We start from the raw sequence: 14811 nt of genomic DNA, 5'->3' as shown, positions 1-14811 counted from the left end.
CCAGGCTGCATGCGGGCTGTAGCCCGATTTGATGCCGCCAAAAGTAGGCCGCATTGAATGGCCTTTGTAGGTGGAATCCACATTCGGACACAACTTTTCAGGCCCCACAATCGCTCCATCGTGATTTCCGTCTAGGAGACATTTTTGTGAAAATCAAGAGTCAAAAAGACTTTTTTTCCGGGTTGATGTTCTTGGTCGTCGGTGTCGCTTTTGCGATCGGCGCCGTGGACTACAACATTGGTACAGGTGCGCGCATGGGTCCCGGGTACTTCCCGCTGATTCTGGGCGTGTTGATGTCCATTCTCGGTATTGCCATCGGCGCCAAGGGCCTGATCGTTGAAACCGCTGACGGCGACAAGATCGGCAAGTGGGCCTGGAAGCAAGTCTTCTTCATCCTGGCTGCCAACTTCGCGTTCGGCGTTCTGCTGGTCGGTGTTCCTGCGCTGGGCATTCCCCAGTTCGGCCTGATCGTCGCAATCTACGGCCTGGTGTTCATCGCCAGCCTGGGTGGCTACTCCTTCAAGACCAAGGAAGTCACCATTCTGGCGACCTGCCTGGCAGTGGGTAGCTATGCGGCTTTCGTCTGGGCACTGAATTTGCAGTTCCCCGTGTGGCCTAGCTTCATCACGGGTTAAGGGAGCATCGTTCGTGGAACTTCTTGACAATCTGGCACTCGGCTTCGGCGTTGCCTTTACCTTCCAAAACCTGATTTACTGCTTCATCGGCTGTTTGTTGGGTACCCTCATCGGCATCTTGCCGGGCATCGGCCCCGTGGCGACCATCGCCATGTTGCTGCCCGCGACCTACGCCCTGCCTCCGGTGGCGGCGCTGATCATGCTGGCCGGTATTTACTACGGCGCACAGTACGGTGGTTCGACCACGGCGATTCTGGTGAACCTGCCGGGCGAGTCCTCGTCGGTGGTGACCGTGATCGACGGTTACCAGATGGCGCGCAAAGGCCGGGCGGGTCCCGCGCTGGCAGCCGCCGGTATCGGTTCGTTCTTCGCCGGTTGCGTGGGTACCGTCATCCTGGCTGCGTTCGCGCCGCCGCTGACCGAAGTCGCGTTCAAGTTCGGCCCTGCTGAATACTTCTCGCTGATGACCCTGGGCCTGATCGGCGCCGTGGTGCTGGCTTCGGGTTCGCTGCTCAAGGCGATTGCCATGATCGTGCTGGGCCTGCTGCTCGGCATGGTGGGCACCGACGTGAACTCCGGCGTTGCCCGCTACAGCTTCGACATCCCTGAACTGACCGACGGCATCGACTTCGTCGTGATCGCCATGGGTGTGTTCGGCTACGGCGAAATCATTGCCAACCTGTCCAAGCCCGAAGACGAGCGTGAAGTGTTCACCGCCAAGGTGACGGGTCTGATGCCTACCGCAGAAGACTTCAAGCACATGATTCCCGCGATGATCCGTGGTACGGCACTGGGTTCGGCACTGGGCATTCTGCCTGGCGGTGGCGCCATGCTGTCGGCTTTTGCTGCCTACACCATCGAAAAGAAGACCAAGCTCCGTCCGGGCGAAGTTCCTTTCGGTCAAGGCAACATCCGCGGCGTGTGCTCGCCTGAGTCGGCCAACAATGCCGGTTCGCAGACCTCGTTCATTCCCCTGCTGACGCTGGGCATCCCCCCGAACGCCGTGATGGCGCTGATGGTGGGCGCGATGACGATCCACAACATCCAGCCTGGTCCCCAGGTGATGACCAGCAACCCCGAACTGTTCTGGGGCCTGATCGCCTCGATGTGGCTCGGCAACCTGATGCTGATCATCTTGAACCTGCCGCTGATCGGCATCTGGATCAAGCTGCTGACGGTGCCTTACCGCTGGCTGTTCCCCGCCATCGTGCTGTTCTGCGCGATCGGTGTGTACGGCACGAAGAACAGCGAGTTCGACGTGTGGATGGTGGGTATCTTCGGTTTCGTGGGCTATGTGTTCCACAAGCTCGGCACCGAACCCGCGCCGCTGCTGCTGGGCTTCATCCTGGGCCCGATGATGGAAGAAAACCTGCGCCGTGCGCTGCTGCTGTCGCGTGGCGACTGGAGCGTGTTCGTGACCCGTCCCATCTCGGCCGGCTTCCTGATCGCTGCCGTGCTGCTGCTGATCATCGTGCTGCTGCCTGCGGTGAAGAACCGCCGCGAGGAAGCGTTCGTCGAAGACTGACGAAGCTGCAAGCCCCATGCGCTGGGGCATGCAAAGAAAAAATGGCACCTTCGGGTGCCATTTTTTCTTGCCCAGACCGCCGGGGCCCTTGCCAGCGCCGGAGAATGCAGGCCTGGCCCGAGGCAGGCGCGCGGGACAGGCCACAATAGGCGACTCGTCAACGAGGTTTGCATGCTTGCTCCGACTCCCCCGGCACAGCACCCCCAGCGGGTGCTGCTGCACAATGAAATCCATGCGCGTCCCGCCGAAGTCATGGCCGCGCCGCTGGCCATCACCCAGATCGTGATGTGGGCCGACGCCGCGCAGCGCGAAGCCAGCCGCAGCCATGTGGCGCGCCTGCTGCGCGACCACCACCAGTCGCCGCCCGACGACAGCACCACCCATCTGCGCTGCGACCTCGGCGCCTTTCGCCTGCGCTGGGAACTGCACACTGAATTCGTCTCCTGGACTTTCACCGTGGCGCTGGACCCGGCCACCGGGCTGGACGCGCGCGCGCCGCGCACCGCGCTGGCCGAAGTGCCGCGCGAGTGGCTCGCGGCCCTGCCAGGCCAGTGCCTGAGCAGCCTGCACCTCTGGGCGCTGGCGGCCTCGGAGAGCGAGCGCCAGCGCCTGGTGCGCCACATGCTGCACGAGGAGAACGTCGTGGCGTCGGCGGTGGCCGATGCGATGGCGCAGCTGTTCACCGACTTTTCCATCCATGCCGACGGCTGCTCGCGCATGCTGGTGTTCGCCGGCGAGCAGATGTCGCCGCAGCGCCTGGGACGGCTGGTCCAGCGCCTGCTGGAGATCGAGACCTACCGCATGGCCGCGCTGCTGGGCCTGCCGGCCGCGCGCCGCGCGGCCGAAGTGCTGGCCACCGCGGAGCGTGACCTGGCCGAGCTGGCCCAGGCAATTCGCCTGGCCGACCGCGACAGCGAGCCGCTGCTGCTCGACCGGCTCACGCGCCTCGCGGGCCAGGTGGAAAGCGAATACGCGGCCACGCACTCGCGCTTCTCGGCCAGCATGGCGTACTTCGAGCTGGTCGACCGGCGCATCCAGGACATCAGCGAATCGCGCCTGCCGGGCATGCAGACCATCCAGCAGTTCATGGACCGTCGGCTGTCGCCCGCGCGCAGCACCTGCGAGTGGGCCACGCGCCGGCAGAATGCGCTGTCCGAGCGTGTTTCGCGCGTGAGTCACCTGCTGCGCACGCGCGTGGAGATCGAGCAGCAGCAAAGCAGCCAGGCGCTGCTGGGCACGATGAACCACCGCCAGGGCATGCAACTCAAGCTGCAGTCCACCGTGGAAGGCCTGTCGGTCGCGGCCATCACCTATTACATCGTGGGCCTGGTCAGCTACCTCGCCAAGGGCGCGCAGAAGATAGGCTGGCCCTGGTCGCCCGAGTCGACGGCGGCGGTGGCGATTCCCGTGGTCGCGCTGGGCGTCTGGTGGTCGCTGCGACGGCTGCACCACAAGCTTTTCCACGGCCGCGGCTGAACGCGGTCGCGGCTATATTCAATGGCAGGCGCGCTCAGAGGGCGCGCGATTTTTCAACGGCAACGGAGGTTTTCCATGGATTTGGGTATTGCAGGCAAGTGGGCGCTGGTGTGCGGCGCGAGCAAGGGTCTGGGCTATGGCTGCGCGCAGGCGCTGGCCGGTGAAGGTGTGAACCTGGTGATCAACGCGCGCAATCCGGAGGCGCTGGCCGATGCCGCCGCGCGCCTGGCGGCGCTGCCGGGCGCGGGCAAGGTGATTGCCGCCGCCGCCGACATCACCACGCCCGAAGGCCGCGCTGCGGTGCTGTCGGCCGCCGGTGGCCCGGGCGTGGACTTCGACATCGTCGTGACCAATGCCGGCGGCCCGCCGCCCGGCGACTTCCGTGACTGGGACCGCGACGCATGGATCAAGGCCGTGGACGCCAACATGCTCACGCCCATCGAGCTGATCAAGGCCACCGTGGACGGCATGGCCGCACGCGGTTTCGGTCGCATCGTGAACATCACCTCGAGCGCCGTGAAGGCGCCTATCGACATCCTGGGCCTGTCGAACGGCGCGCGCAGCGGCCTGACCGGCTTTGTCGCGGGCGCGGCGCGCAGCTCCATTGCGGGCAAGGGCGTGACCATCAACAACCTGCTGCCTGGCAAGTTCGCGACCGACCGCCTGCAAGGCACCATGCAGGCCGCGGCCAGCAAGACCGGCAAGAGCATCGATGAGATCAGCGAAGCCAGCATGAAGCAGATTCCCGCCAGGCGCTTCGGCAATGCGCAGGAGTTCGGTGCGATCTGCGCCTTCCTGTGCAGCCAGCATGCGGGCTATATGACGGGCCAGAATATCCTGCCCGACGGCGGTCTGTACCCAGGCAGCTTTTAAGAGCGACCAACACAACCCTTGAGGCGTCGTTGCTGTGCCTTGCCGTGCTATTCGCACTGTCTGCGGCACCGCGCCTAGCCTCAACCGCAAATCTTCGATTTGCTGGGTTGTGTTGGCCGCTTAGGTATCTGCCCGGTCAGCGTACCGGGCTGTTCTTTATCGTGAGCTTCGAGGAGACGATGGCTATGAACATGGCAGTGCAAATCGCCGCACCCGGCGGTCCCGAACAGTTGCAGCTGGTCCAGGTCGCGGTAGGCGAACCGGGCGCGGGTGAAGTGCGCATACGCCACAAGGCGGTGGGGCTCAACTTCATCGATGTCTACCAGCGCAGCGGCCTGTACCCGCTGCCCATGCCCTTGAACCTGGGCATGGAGGCCGCGGGCGTGATCGAGGCCGTGGGCGCTGGCGTGCAGCATCTGCAGGTCGGCGACCGCGCGGCCTACACCAGCAATCCGCCGGGCGCGTACTGCGAAGTCCGGGTCATGCCGGCCGACCGCGTCTGCCGCCTGCCGGACGACATCGGTTTCGAGACCGGCGCGGCGATGATGCTCAAGGGCCTGACGGTGCAGTACCTGCTCAAGAAGGTCAAGCCGGTCGAAGGCCTGGTCGCGGGCGACTTCGTGCTGTTCCATGCGGCCGCCGGCGGTGTCGGCCTGATTGCCTGCCAGTGGGCACGCGCCCTGGGCCTGCGCCTGATCGCGACGGCCGGCAGCGACGAGAAATGCCAGCTCGCGCTCGACAATGGCGCCGCGCATGCCATCAACTACCGCAGTGAAGATTTTGCCGCGCGCGTGCGCGAGATCACGGGCGGCGAAGGCGTGAAAGTCGTCTATGACTCGGTGGGCAAGGACACCTGGGAAGGCTCGCTGCAATGCCTGCGCACCTTCGGCCTGATGGTCTGCTTCGGCAATGCCTCGGGGCCGGTGCCGGCGTTCGCGCCGTCGCTGCTGGCGGCGCGCTCGCTGTACGTTACGCGCCAGTCGGTCTACAGCCACATCGCCACGCGCGAATCCTGCCAGGCCATGGCCGACGACCTGTTTGCCGTGGTGCAAAGCGGCGCCGTCAAGATCCACATTGCCCAGCGCTATGCGCTGCGCGATATCCAGCAGGCGCATCGCGACCTCGAGGCGCGCAAGACCACGGGCTCGACGATCCTGACCTTATGAGCGCAGTACCGGTTCCCGACTGGGTCGCGCGCACCCGCGCCATTGCCTGCGCGCCGGCGCTGCAGCCGCGTGAAGCGCTGTATGTCGCGGGCCAGGTCGTGGGGTCGGTGCAGCGCGGCTTGCTGCCCGATCTGGGGCTGGACAATCTGCGGGCCATGGGCATCGACATCGCGGCGCGCAGCGCCGCGGGTGAAACCAGCTGGTGGCTGCAGGCCGAGGCTGGCGATGGCGCCACGCTGGCGCTGCTGAACCGGCTGGCCCAGGTGCTGCGCGCCGATGGCCGCTGCGGCCCGTGGCGCGACGAGCAGCTCGCCGTGCGCAACCCCGAAGGCGAGCGCATCGCGACCGTGGAGCGCGGTGCGGTGCGCGTGCTGGGCATTGCCACCCAGGCCGTGCACCTGGTCGGCGTCGCGCCCGATGGCCGGCTCTGGGTGCAGCAGCGCGCGGCCGACAAGGCGATGTTCCCCAACCGCTGGGACACGCTGATGGGCGGCATGGTGTCCGCGGATGACAGCCTCGACACCGCGCTCGCGCGCGAGACCTGGGAAGAGGCCGGCCTGCGCCTGGCGGCGCTGCAGGGTTTGCGCTACGGCGGCTTCTTCGACCTGGTCCAGCCCAGCGACGAAGGCGATGGCTGCGGCTATATCCACGAGCGCATCCACTGGTATGTGGCGGCCGTGCCCGACGGCGTGGCGCCCGACAACCAGGACGGAGAAGTCCAGGGCTTTGCGCTGCTGCCGACCGAACAGGTCCAGGCCTGGGCCAGCGAGGAAAAATTCACGCCCGAGGCGGCGCTGGTGTGGGCGGGTTATTGGGGCTGGTAGGCGGGCGCGGCCCGTTCATCCTTCGACAGGCCCTGGTCGAAGGATGTGGCTGCGCCCCGGCGGCGCAGCAATTCAGTCTTGCTGCGGTAGCGGCGTTTCGCGCAACCGGCTGGGCGCCAGTGCGCCGGCCGTTTCCAGAATGGGGTAGGCCACCGAGCACAGCAGCGAATTGATGCGCTTGAGTTCGCTGATCAGGTCGATGTGCAGCGAGCTGGTCTCGATGCTGGGCATGGTGTTGTCCGACAGCCGCGCGAGGTGCGAGGCCGAGTAGGCCAGCTCCAGATCGCGAAAACGTGCCTTTTCCTCGAGCAGCTTGTGCGCGTCGCGCACATTGCCGGTGAGGAATACGCTCATCGCCAGCCGCAGGTTGTCGAGCAGACGCGCGTGCAGGTCGTTGATTTCCTGCATGCCGGCTGCCGAGAACTGCCGGCCCTTCTTGATCTTCTTGCTTTCAATGTCCTGCAGCACGCGCTCGATCAGGTCACCGATCTGCTCCATGTTGATGGTGAAGCTGATGACTTCGGTCCAGCGCTGGCCTTCCTTCTCGTCGAGTTCGGCGCGCGAGATCTTGGTCATGTAGTACTTGATCGCCGAGTACAGTTCGTCGACCGTGTCGTCGAGATGGCGCAACTCCGCCGAAAGCTTGAGGTCGTCGTTGACCACGACCTTGTGCATGCCGATCAGCATGGCTTCGACGATATCGGCCTGGTGCAGCGCTTCGCGTGCGGCGCAGGAAATGGCCAGCGACGGCGTGGCCAGCGCCGAAGCGTCGAGGTGGCGCGGACGCAGCGGATTGCCCGAGTCCGGTGCGGGCTTGGGCAGCAACGCGATCACCCATTTGGCGACCATGTTGGTCATGCCTATGAAGAACAGCGTGTTGAAGATGTTGAACGCGAGGTGGAACAGCACCACGTTGCGCGCGCCGTCGCCGATGATGGGCCGCACATGCTGCATCCACAGCCCGATGGCGGGCAGCGCCAGCGCGACCCCCATGATCTTGAACAGCATGTTGCCTATGGTCACCTGGCGCACTTCGACGCTGGACTTGGCCGTGGTCAGCACGGCCACCAGACCGCTGCCCAGGTTCGCTCCCAGCGCCAGGCCCAGGGCCACTTCGAGCGGCACCGCGCCGGAGCTGGCCATGGCAGCAATCAACAGCACGATGGCCAGGCTGGAATAGGCCATGACCGCGAGCACCGCGCCCATCAGCAGTTCGAGGAAGATATCGCTGCTCATGGAGCCGAGCAGCGTGCGGATGACGTTGGATTCAACCAGCGGCTCGGTGGCTTCGACGACCAGGCGCAGTGCCAGCAGCATCACGCCCAGGCCGATCAGCACCCGGCCTATGCGTCCGGGCGTGCTGTCCTGGCGCGTGATGAACAGCACCACGCCGACGAAAATCAACAGCGGTGAGAGCCACGACAGGTCGGTCGCAAACAGCACCGACATCATCGCCGTGCCGACATCGGCGCCGCGCATCACGGCCAGCGCGGCGGGCAGCGTGATCAGGCCCTGGCCCACGAAGGACGAAGTCATCAGCGAGGTGGCCGTGCTTGACTGCACGAGCGCGGTCACGCCTATCCCCGAGAGCACCGCGGAAAAGCGGTTGCCCATGCTGCGGGCAAGCAGGTTGCGCAGGTTCGCACCGAAGACGCGCAAGACCCCGGTTCGAACCATGTGGGTGCCCCACACGAGCAGTGCGACGGCGGCCAGTAGGTTGAGTAAGTGTTTCATGGGCAGAACCGGTCACTATAGCGCGATTGTTGTGCCTATGCCACAAATATGGTTGAAATGGCGCGTTTGTGTGCGTTTATGCGCGTTTGGCCTACGTGGCACCAGGTTGGAGCGGTGCCTGCTTGCGCTGGGTACCGGGAAAACCCGCACTGAAATGCCCTTTGACGGGCTCAGGACGAACGGTAGCGAGGGTTTTTTAACCGTTCGTACTGCGTCCCGAGCCTGTTGAAGGATAGACGGATAGAAGGATGAACCGCCTGTCCCATAGGCATGGGGCAGGCCAGCTCCCAATTCAGGCGTTGCTCTTTTTTCTCATCCTGCGCAGCTCATCCAGGATCAGCAGCACCGCGCCAATGCTGATCGCCATGTCGGCCACATTGAACGCCGGGAAGTGCGAAGTTCCCCAGTAGAAGTCGAGAAAGTCGACCACATAGCCGTGCTGCAGGCGGTCGACCACGTTGCCGATTGCGCCGCCCAGGATGCTTGCCAGCGCCAGGCCCAGCAGGCGCTGGCCGCGGTGGGCGTGCAGCTGCCAGACGATGACCACCGTCGCGACCACGCCGATGGCGGTGAACAGCCAGCGCTGCCAGCCGCCGGCGTCGGCCAGGAAGGAGAAGGCCGCGCCGGTATTGTGCGCGCGCACGATGTTGAAGAAGCCCGTGATCGGCGTGAAGTCGCCGAGCTGGTAGTACTGCAGTATCCACTGCTTGGTGAGCTGGTCGACGACGATCAGCAGCAGCGCCCACAGCAGCCACGGCCAGAGGGCCGGGCGCGAACGGGTGGAGAAGGTCGTGACCATCAGGCGACCGTACGGCTTTCGCCGGCGCCATGCAGATTGCTGTCGCAGCGGCCGCACAGCGTCGGATGGGCGGGGTTGACGCCCACGTCTTCGCGGTAGTGCCAGCAGCGCTCGCACTTCTGGTGCGCGCTGGGCGCGACGCTCGACTGCAGCGAAGCGCCCGTCACGGCCTGCGCCGCCGACGTGATCAACACGAACTTCAGGTCGTCGCCCAGGCTTTGCAGCAGCGCCAGGTCTTCGGGCTCGGCAGCCAGCGTGACTTCGGCCTGCAGCGACGAGCCGACCTGGCCCGTGGTGCGCACGGCTTCGATGTCCTTGTTGACCAGGTCGCGGATCTCGCGGATGCGCGCCCACTTGGCCAGCAGCGCGGCGTCGCCCGCGGGCAGGTCGCTGAACTTCTCGAGGAAAATGGTTTCGCTGTCGCCAAAGATCTTCCAGGCTTCCTCGGCCGTGAACGACAGGAACGGCGCCATCCAGCGCAGCATGGCATGCGTGATCTGCCACAGCGCGGTCTGCGCCGAACGCCGCGCCAGGCTCTTGGGCGCGCTGGTGTACAGGCGGTCCTTGAGCACGTCGAGGTAGAAGCCGCCCAGGTCTTCGGAGCAGTACAGCTGCAGCTTGGCGACCGCCGGGTGGAACTCGTAGGCCTGGTAGTGGCCGATGATCTCGGTCTGCAGCTGGTGTGCGCGCGCCAGGGCGTAGCGGTCGATCTCGAGCATCTGCGCGAAAGGCACGCTGTCGTTGGCGGGGTCGAAGTCGCTGACGTTGGCCAGCAGGAAGCGCAGCGTGTTGCGGATGCGGCGGTAGGCATCGACCACGCGCGCCAGGATCTTGTCGTCGATCGCCAGGTCGCCCGAGTAGTCGGTAGAAGCCACCCACAGGCGGATGATTTCCGCGCCCAGCTTGCTCGACACGTCCTGGGGCGCGACCGTGTTGCCCACCGACTTGCTCATCTTCTTGCCCTGGCCGTCGACGGTGAAGCCGTGGGTCAGCAGGCCGCGGTAGGGCGCACGGCCGTAGATGGCCGAGGCCAGCAGCAGCGACGAGTGGAACCAGCCGCGGTGCTGGTCATGGCCTTCGAGGTACAGGTCGGCTTCGGGGCCGCTGTCGTGGTGCATGTCGGGGTGGGTGCCGCGCATCACATGCCAGAACGTCGAGCCCGAGTCGAACCAGACTTCGAGGATGTCGGTGCTCTTGGTGTACTGGGCGGCTTCCTCGGCGCCGAGGATGTCTTCGGCGCTCACGCGGCTCCAGGCCTCGATGCCGCCTTGCTCGATCATGGCCGCGGCCTGGTCGATGATTTCCATGGTGCGCGGGTGCAGTTCACCCGAGTCCACATGCAGGAAGAAGGGCAGGGGCACGCCCCAGCTGCGCTGGCGCGAGATGCACCAGTCGGGGCGCCCGGCGATCATCGCGCGCAGGCGTTCCTTGCCGTTCTCGGGGTAGAACTGCGTCTGCTCGATCGCCGCCAGCGCGGTCTCGCGCAGCGTGCCCGGTGCCTTGTCCTTGGTGAACACGCCTTCGCCCTCGTCCATGCGCACGAACCACTGGGCCGCGGCGCGGTAGATCACCGGCGTCTTGTGGCGCCAGCAATGCGGGTAGCTGTGGCTGATGGTCTGGCTGTCGAGCAGGCGGCCGGCTTCGCGCAGCGTCTCGATGATGACCGGCGCGGCCTTCCAGATATGCTGGCCGGCGAACAGCGCCAGCTCGGGCGCGTAGACGCCGTTGCCCTGCACGGGGTTGAGGATGTTGTCGTACTCCAGGCCGTTGGCGACGCAGGAGTTGAAGTCATCCACGCCATAGGCGGGCGACGAATGCACGATACCCGTGCCGTCGTCGGCCGTCGCGTAGTCGGCCAGATACACCGGCGACAGGCGGTCGAAGCCGGCGTCGACTTCGGCCAGCGGGTGGCGGAAGTTCAGGTGGTCCAGCTTTTCGCCCAGCGCCGTGGCGACGACGCTGCCCGTCAGGGCCCAGCGTTCCAGGCACTTGCCCACCAGCGCGCTGGCGACGATCAGCAGGCCGCGCTCGGTGTCGACCAGGCTGTACTCGAGCGCCGGGTTGACGTTGAGCGCCTGGTTCGCGGGGATGGTCCAGGCGGTCGTGGTCCAGATGACGATGGCGGCCGGCTTGGTGAGCGCGGGCAGGCCAAATGCCGCGGCCAGCTTTTCGGGCTCGGCCGTGGGGAACATCACGTCCAGCGTCTGGCTCTTCTTGTCGGCATATTCGATCTCGAACTCGGCCAGCGACGAGCCGCAGTCGAAGCACCAGTACACGGGCTTGAGGCCGCGGTAGACATAGCCGCGCTCCATGACGCGCTTCAGGGCGCGCAGTTCCGCGGCCTCGTTGGCGTAGTTCATGGTCTTGTACGGGTTGTCCCAGTCGCCGAGCACGCCCAGGCGCTTGAAGTCGGCCATCTGCTGGGCAATCTGCGCGGTCGCGAAGGCCCGGCTCTTGGCCTGCATCTCGTCGCGCGGCAGGTTGCGGCCGTGCAGCTTCTCGATCGCGTTCTCGATCGGCAGGCCGTGGCAGTCCCAGCCCGGCACGTAGAGCGCGTCAAAGCCTTCGAGCTGGCGGCTCTTGACGATCATGTCCTTGAGCACCTTGTTGACCGCATGGCCGATGTGGATCTGGCCGTTGGCGTACGGCGGGCCGTCGTGCAGGATGAACTTGGGCGCGCCGCAGCGGGCGTCGCGCAGCTTCTTGTAGATGCCCTTGTCGTCCCATTCCTGTGCCCAGCCCGCTTCGCGCTTGGGCAGGTCGCCGCGCATGGGAAACGGGGTGTCGGGCATGTTCAGGGTGCTGCGATAGCTGGCAGCGGCGGGAGAATTTTTGGCTTGATCGGACATGGAAACCTTCAAAGCGAAGCGTTGCCCGGGGAAGTGGCCCGGGCATGGAAAGCGGGGCGGGAGTGGGCGCGGGCGTCATGCCCGGGCCAGCGAAGCGCAGGGCGCGCGTCAAATTCGATCGCGGGTCGTCTGGCGACGGGTTTCGGTATAGCTGGGCGCAGGCAGCGCAGAAAACAACGCGCGCGCATCGTCGCAGTCCTTGGCGATGCCCTCGGTCAGGGCTTGCAGACTGTCGTACTTCAGCTCGTCATGCAGTTTGTGCAGAAGTTCCACGCGGATGATTTTACCGTATGCCCCTTCAGCCCCGAGGTGGGCGGGCCAATCGAGGCAGTGGGTTTCCAGCAGCACGCGCCCGCCGTTGACGTCATTCGGGTCCAGCGAGGGCCGCACGCCCAGGTTGGCCACGCCCTGCAGCGGCGCATCGGACAGGCCGTGCACATGCACCGCGAAAATGCCGCCGGCCGCAGGCTTCCAGTGCGCAAAGCGCAGGTTCAGCGTGCGAAAGCCGTCGTGCGCGCCCGCGCTTGACTCGGCGAGCTGGCGGCCGAGCTTGCGGCCATGGAGCACATGGCCGGAGATGGTGTAGGGGTGGCCCAGCAGCCGTGCGGCCTCGTCCATGCGGCCCGCGGCCAGGGCTTCGCGCACCGCCGAGCTCGACACGCGCAGGCCGTGGACTTCGTAGCTGTTCATGCGCGCCACATCGAAGCCGCTGCGCTGGCCCGCGGCGTCGAGCATGGCGTAGTCGCCGGCGCGCTTGGCGCCAAAGCAGAAATCGTCGCCGACCAGCACATAGCGCGCGCCCAGGCCCTCGAGCAGCACCTCGTCGATGAAGGCCTGGGGCGACTGGCTGGCCAGCTGCTGGTTGAACGGCAACACGACGACCTGGTCGACACCGCAGCGCTCGAGCGCTTCGAGCTTGTCGCGCAGCGTGCAGATGCGCGCCGGCGCGAGCCCGGGCTGGTTCAGCGCCTTGGCGAAATAGTCGCGCGGATGCGGCTCGAACGTGAGCACGCAGGTGGCGACGCCCCGCTGCCGGGCTTCGCCCGCGAGCAGGGACAGCATGGCCTGGTGACCCCGGTGGACACCGTCGAAATTGCCAATCGTCAAGGCACAGGCTGGCTCACGCCCCGAGTGCTGAAAGCCGCGGAAAATCTTCATCAATATGCTTTGTTTTTGATAGCGATGCGCGCATGTCCATCCAGCGCAGCCTGCTGGTTCTTGCTGGAAAGCGAGTATATTGCCTGAGACAGGTTGGTCCTGTCCGGCGGGTTGTTCCGGTCGGGACCATGTTCCTTGGCGATGTGGGTTGCAAAGGAGGCGGGTTGTGAAGGTGCTGAAATTGTCCGCGCAGGGACTGCCGCAGTCCTGGATCACGCTCGAGCAGGCGGTGCTGTACTACGCCGCCGATGCCGTGCGCTGGGAGTCGGGCGGCGCGATTGCCTGTTTCCGCGGCGGCCACAACGCGCGCACCGGACTGCAGTCGCAGATCCTGGTCAACAGCATCATAGGTACGCGCGGCATGCCCGCGATCAACCCGCATGCGCTCAAGCCCGGTCTCACCAACAGCAAGCTGTTTGCGCGCGACCGCTGCATCTGCGCCTACTGCGGCCAGCGCTACGCCGACAGCGAACTGACGCGCGAACATATCCTGCCCCAGGCCGCGCGCGGCCAGGACCACTGGATGAACGTGGTCACGGCCTGCCGCCCCTGCAACCACCGCAAGGGCGCACGCACACCCGAGCAGGCGCGCATGCCGCTGCTGTACGCCCCTTATGTGCCCAGCCTCTGGGAAGACTTCATCCTGCGCAACCGCCGCATCCTTGCCGACCAGATGGAGTTTCTGACCGCGCATCTGCCCAAGTCTTCGCGCATGCTGCTGGGGCATGAAGTGGAGGCGGTGGTTTAAGCGTCTTTGTCTGGGGGAACCAGCGCCGCCGCAAAGTGCCGCGCGGGCGCGGGCAGGTCGGCAAAGCGCGTTGCATACAGGTTGAGGCTGCGCTCGGCCCAGGCATCGGTCAGCGGCACGGCGTGCAGCTCGCGCGCCTCGCCCAGTCTTTGGTACGCCCCCTCGGGCATCACGCCCACGCCCAGCCCGCATTCGATCATCCGGCACATCGCGCTCAGGCTGTCGACCTCGATGCGCTGGCGCAGCATGCGCCGGCCCGCGCGCGCCTCGCGGTCGAGCATTTCCTGCACGATGGAGCTGTCGCGCAGCCCGACCTGCGCATAGTCCAGCGCCTCTTCGTAGGCGAGCTGCGCGTGGCGCGCCAGTGCATGGCCACCCGGCATGATCAGCACCATGCGTTCGCGCCGGTAGGGCATGGACTCGAGCCCCTCGGCTTCATCGCAGGGGCTGCACACGCCCAGGTCGGCAATATGGTCGCGCACCGCACGCGCCACGCTGCGGCTGGTGGCCTGGCGCAGGTCGATGCGGATGTCGGGATGGTGCTTGGCAAATGCTGCAATGTGCTCGGGCAGGAACTGCTCCACGGCAGACGCGTTGGCGCTCAGCCGCACCAGCCCGCGCACGCCGCGCGCATATTCGATCAGGTCGTCGCGCAGGTGCTCCACGCCCAGCAGGATGGTGCGCGCATGTTCGAGCAGCAAGTCCCCGGCGGGCGTGGGGCGCACACCGCGCGCGTGGCGCAGCAGCAAGGGCGTGCGCGCCAGCGACTCGAGCTCGGCGATGCGCTTGCTCACGGCCGACGCGACCATGCCGCCGTGCTCGGCGGCGCGCGCGATGCTGCCCCCCTCGCAGATCAGCACGAACAGATCCAGCGAGGCAAGGTCGATCTGGCGCAAAAAGCTGCGCGAGGAAGTGAATTCGGACATGGGCGGGCGGCATGAGCCATCGTGGATTGGAACGGCTCGAGGAATTTTAGCCACTTCTGGTCGGACGCCCGGGTTCTTAACATCTGCGTTTTGCCCAC

The 14811-nt window shown here is 65.9% G+C and carries 13 protein-coding genes; 8 read left to right on the top strand and 5 right to left on the bottom strand.

The features are described from left to right. Nucleotides 1-146 precede the first annotated feature (146 nt). The 6 genes from GVL12_RS00395 to GVL12_RS00370 all read left to right on the top strand — a co-directional run bounded on the left by GVL12_RS00395 (nucleotide 147) and on the right by GVL12_RS00370 (nucleotide 6499). The gene (locus tag GVL12_RS00395) at nucleotides 147-635 is read left to right on the top strand and encodes a tripartite tricarboxylate transporter TctB family protein (protein WP_159910664.1); all 489 of its coding nucleotides are present in this window, start codon (nucleotides 147-149) and stop codon (nucleotides 633-635) included. A 13-nt stretch (nucleotides 636-648) separates the two neighbouring features. Then, on the top strand, nucleotides 649-2160 hold the full coding sequence (locus tag GVL12_RS00390; RefSeq protein WP_159910663.1) for a tripartite tricarboxylate transporter permease: 1512 nt from the start codon (nucleotides 649-651) through the stop codon (nucleotides 2158-2160). 171 nt (nucleotides 2161-2331) lie between these two features. Further along, nucleotides 2332-3636 carry a DUF3422 family protein gene (locus GVL12_RS00385; protein WP_159910662.1) on the top strand — a complete coding sequence of 435 codons (1305 nt, stop codon included), beginning with the start codon at nucleotides 2332-2334 and terminating at the stop codon, nucleotides 3634-3636. Between the two features lie 75 nt (nucleotides 3637-3711). Further along, the gene (locus GVL12_RS00380; protein ID WP_159910661.1) at nucleotides 3712-4509 is read left to right on the top strand and encodes an SDR family oxidoreductase; all 798 of its coding nucleotides are present in this window, start codon (nucleotides 3712-3714) and stop codon (nucleotides 4507-4509) included. A 185-nt stretch (nucleotides 4510-4694) separates the two neighbouring features. Next, a complete protein-coding gene (locus GVL12_RS00375) occupies nucleotides 4695-5675 on the top strand; it encodes a quinone oxidoreductase (RefSeq protein WP_159910660.1) in 981 nt (326 codons plus the stop codon). Next, nucleotides 5672-6499: an NUDIX domain-containing protein gene (locus tag GVL12_RS00370; protein ID WP_159910659.1), complete on the top strand. Its 828-nt coding sequence runs from the start codon at nucleotides 5672-5674 to the stop codon at nucleotides 6497-6499. Before GVL12_RS00375 ends, GVL12_RS00370 begins: the two co-directional genes overlap by 4 nt. Nucleotides 6500-6571: 72 nt before the next feature. On the opposite strand, the gene GVL12_RS00365 is transcribed toward GVL12_RS00370, so the two are convergent. From GVL12_RS00365 to GVL12_RS00350, 4 genes are all read right to left on the bottom strand, one after another. Next, the gene (locus tag GVL12_RS00365) at nucleotides 6572-8233 is read right to left on the bottom strand and encodes a Na/Pi cotransporter family protein (RefSeq protein WP_159910658.1); all 1662 of its coding nucleotides are present in this window, start codon (nucleotides 8231-8233) and stop codon (nucleotides 6572-6574) included. A gap of 292 nt (nucleotides 8234-8525) precedes the next feature. Further along, the gene (lspA, locus tag GVL12_RS00360) at nucleotides 8526-9032 is read right to left on the bottom strand and encodes a signal peptidase II (RefSeq protein ID WP_159910657.1); all 507 of its coding nucleotides are present in this window, start codon (nucleotides 9030-9032) and stop codon (nucleotides 8526-8528) included. Then, nucleotides 9032-11881: an isoleucine--tRNA ligase gene (ileS, locus tag GVL12_RS00355; RefSeq protein ID WP_159910656.1), complete on the bottom strand. Its 2850-nt coding sequence runs from the start codon at nucleotides 11879-11881 to the stop codon at nucleotides 9032-9034. The genes lspA and ileS overlap by 1 nt, the downstream gene beginning before the upstream one ends. A 108-nt stretch (nucleotides 11882-11989) precedes the next feature. After that, the gene (locus GVL12_RS00350; protein ID WP_159910655.1) at nucleotides 11990-13039 is read right to left on the bottom strand and encodes a bifunctional riboflavin kinase/FAD synthetase; all 1050 of its coding nucleotides are present in this window, start codon (nucleotides 13037-13039) and stop codon (nucleotides 11990-11992) included. Here GVL12_RS00350 and GVL12_RS26205 point away from each other — a divergent pair. Both GVL12_RS26205 and GVL12_RS00345 read left to right on the top strand, forming a co-directional pair. Beyond that, the gene (locus GVL12_RS26205; protein WP_200843435.1) at nucleotides 12959-13126 is read left to right on the top strand and encodes a hypothetical protein; all 168 of its coding nucleotides are present in this window, start codon (nucleotides 12959-12961) and stop codon (nucleotides 13124-13126) included. The genes GVL12_RS00350 and GVL12_RS26205 overlap by 81 nt on opposite strands. Before the next feature lie 79 nt (nucleotides 13127-13205). Next, the gene (locus GVL12_RS00345) at nucleotides 13206-13787 is read left to right on the top strand and encodes an HNH endonuclease (RefSeq protein WP_159910654.1); all 582 of its coding nucleotides are present in this window, start codon (nucleotides 13206-13208) and stop codon (nucleotides 13785-13787) included. Here GVL12_RS00345 and GVL12_RS00340 read toward each other — a convergent pair. Then, nucleotides 13784-14713 carry a LysR family transcriptional regulator gene (locus GVL12_RS00340; protein ID WP_159910653.1) on the bottom strand — a complete coding sequence of 310 codons (930 nt, stop codon included), beginning with the start codon at nucleotides 14711-14713 and terminating at the stop codon, nucleotides 13784-13786. The two genes, GVL12_RS00345 and GVL12_RS00340, sit on opposite strands and share 4 nt — an antisense overlap. Between the last annotated feature and the right edge of the window lie 98 nt (nucleotides 14714-14811).

This window comes from Pantoea sp. 18069, assembly GCF_902706035.1.
Lineage (GTDB): Bacteria > Pseudomonadota > Gammaproteobacteria > Burkholderiales > Burkholderiaceae_C > Comamonas.
The sequence above is the reverse complement of the archived record's forward strand: the minus strand, read 5'-3'. Positions and strand labels throughout refer to the sequence as shown.

What these genes read in the sequence shown, in the direction of transcription:
- GVL12_RS00385 (WP_159910662.1), top strand. Translation starts at nt 2,332, where the DNA reads ATGCTTGCTCCGACTCCCCCGGCACAGCACCCCCAGCGGGTGCTGCTG.
- GVL12_RS00380 (WP_159910661.1), top strand. Translation starts at nt 3,712, where the DNA reads ATGGATTTGGGTATTGCAGGCAAGTGGGCGCTGGTGTGCGGCGCGAGC.
- GVL12_RS00375 (WP_159910660.1), top strand. Translation starts at nt 4,695, where the DNA reads ATGAACATGGCAGTGCAAATCGCCGCACCCGGCGGTCCCGAACAGTTG.
- GVL12_RS00370 (WP_159910659.1), top strand. Translation starts at nt 5,672, where the DNA reads ATGAGCGCAGTACCGGTTCCCGACTGGGTCGCGCGCACCCGCGCCATT.
- GVL12_RS00365 (WP_159910658.1), bottom strand. Translation starts at nt 8,233, where the DNA reads ATGAAACACTTACTCAACCTACTGGCCGCCGTCGCACTGCTCGTGTGG.
- lspA (WP_159910657.1), bottom strand. Translation starts at nt 9,032, where the DNA reads ATGGTCACGACCTTCTCCACCCGTTCGCGCCCGGCCCTCTGGCCGTGG.
- ileS (WP_159910656.1), bottom strand. Translation starts at nt 11,881, where the DNA reads ATGTCCGATCAAGCCAAAAATTCTCCCGCCGCTGCCAGCTATCGCAGC.
- GVL12_RS00350 (WP_159910655.1), bottom strand. Translation starts at nt 13,039, where the DNA reads ATGAAGATTTTCCGCGGCTTTCAGCACTCGGGGCGTGAGCCAGCCTGT.
- GVL12_RS00340 (WP_159910653.1), bottom strand. Translation starts at nt 14,713, where the DNA reads ATGTCCGAATTCACTTCCTCGCGCAGCTTTTTGCGCCAGATCGACCTT.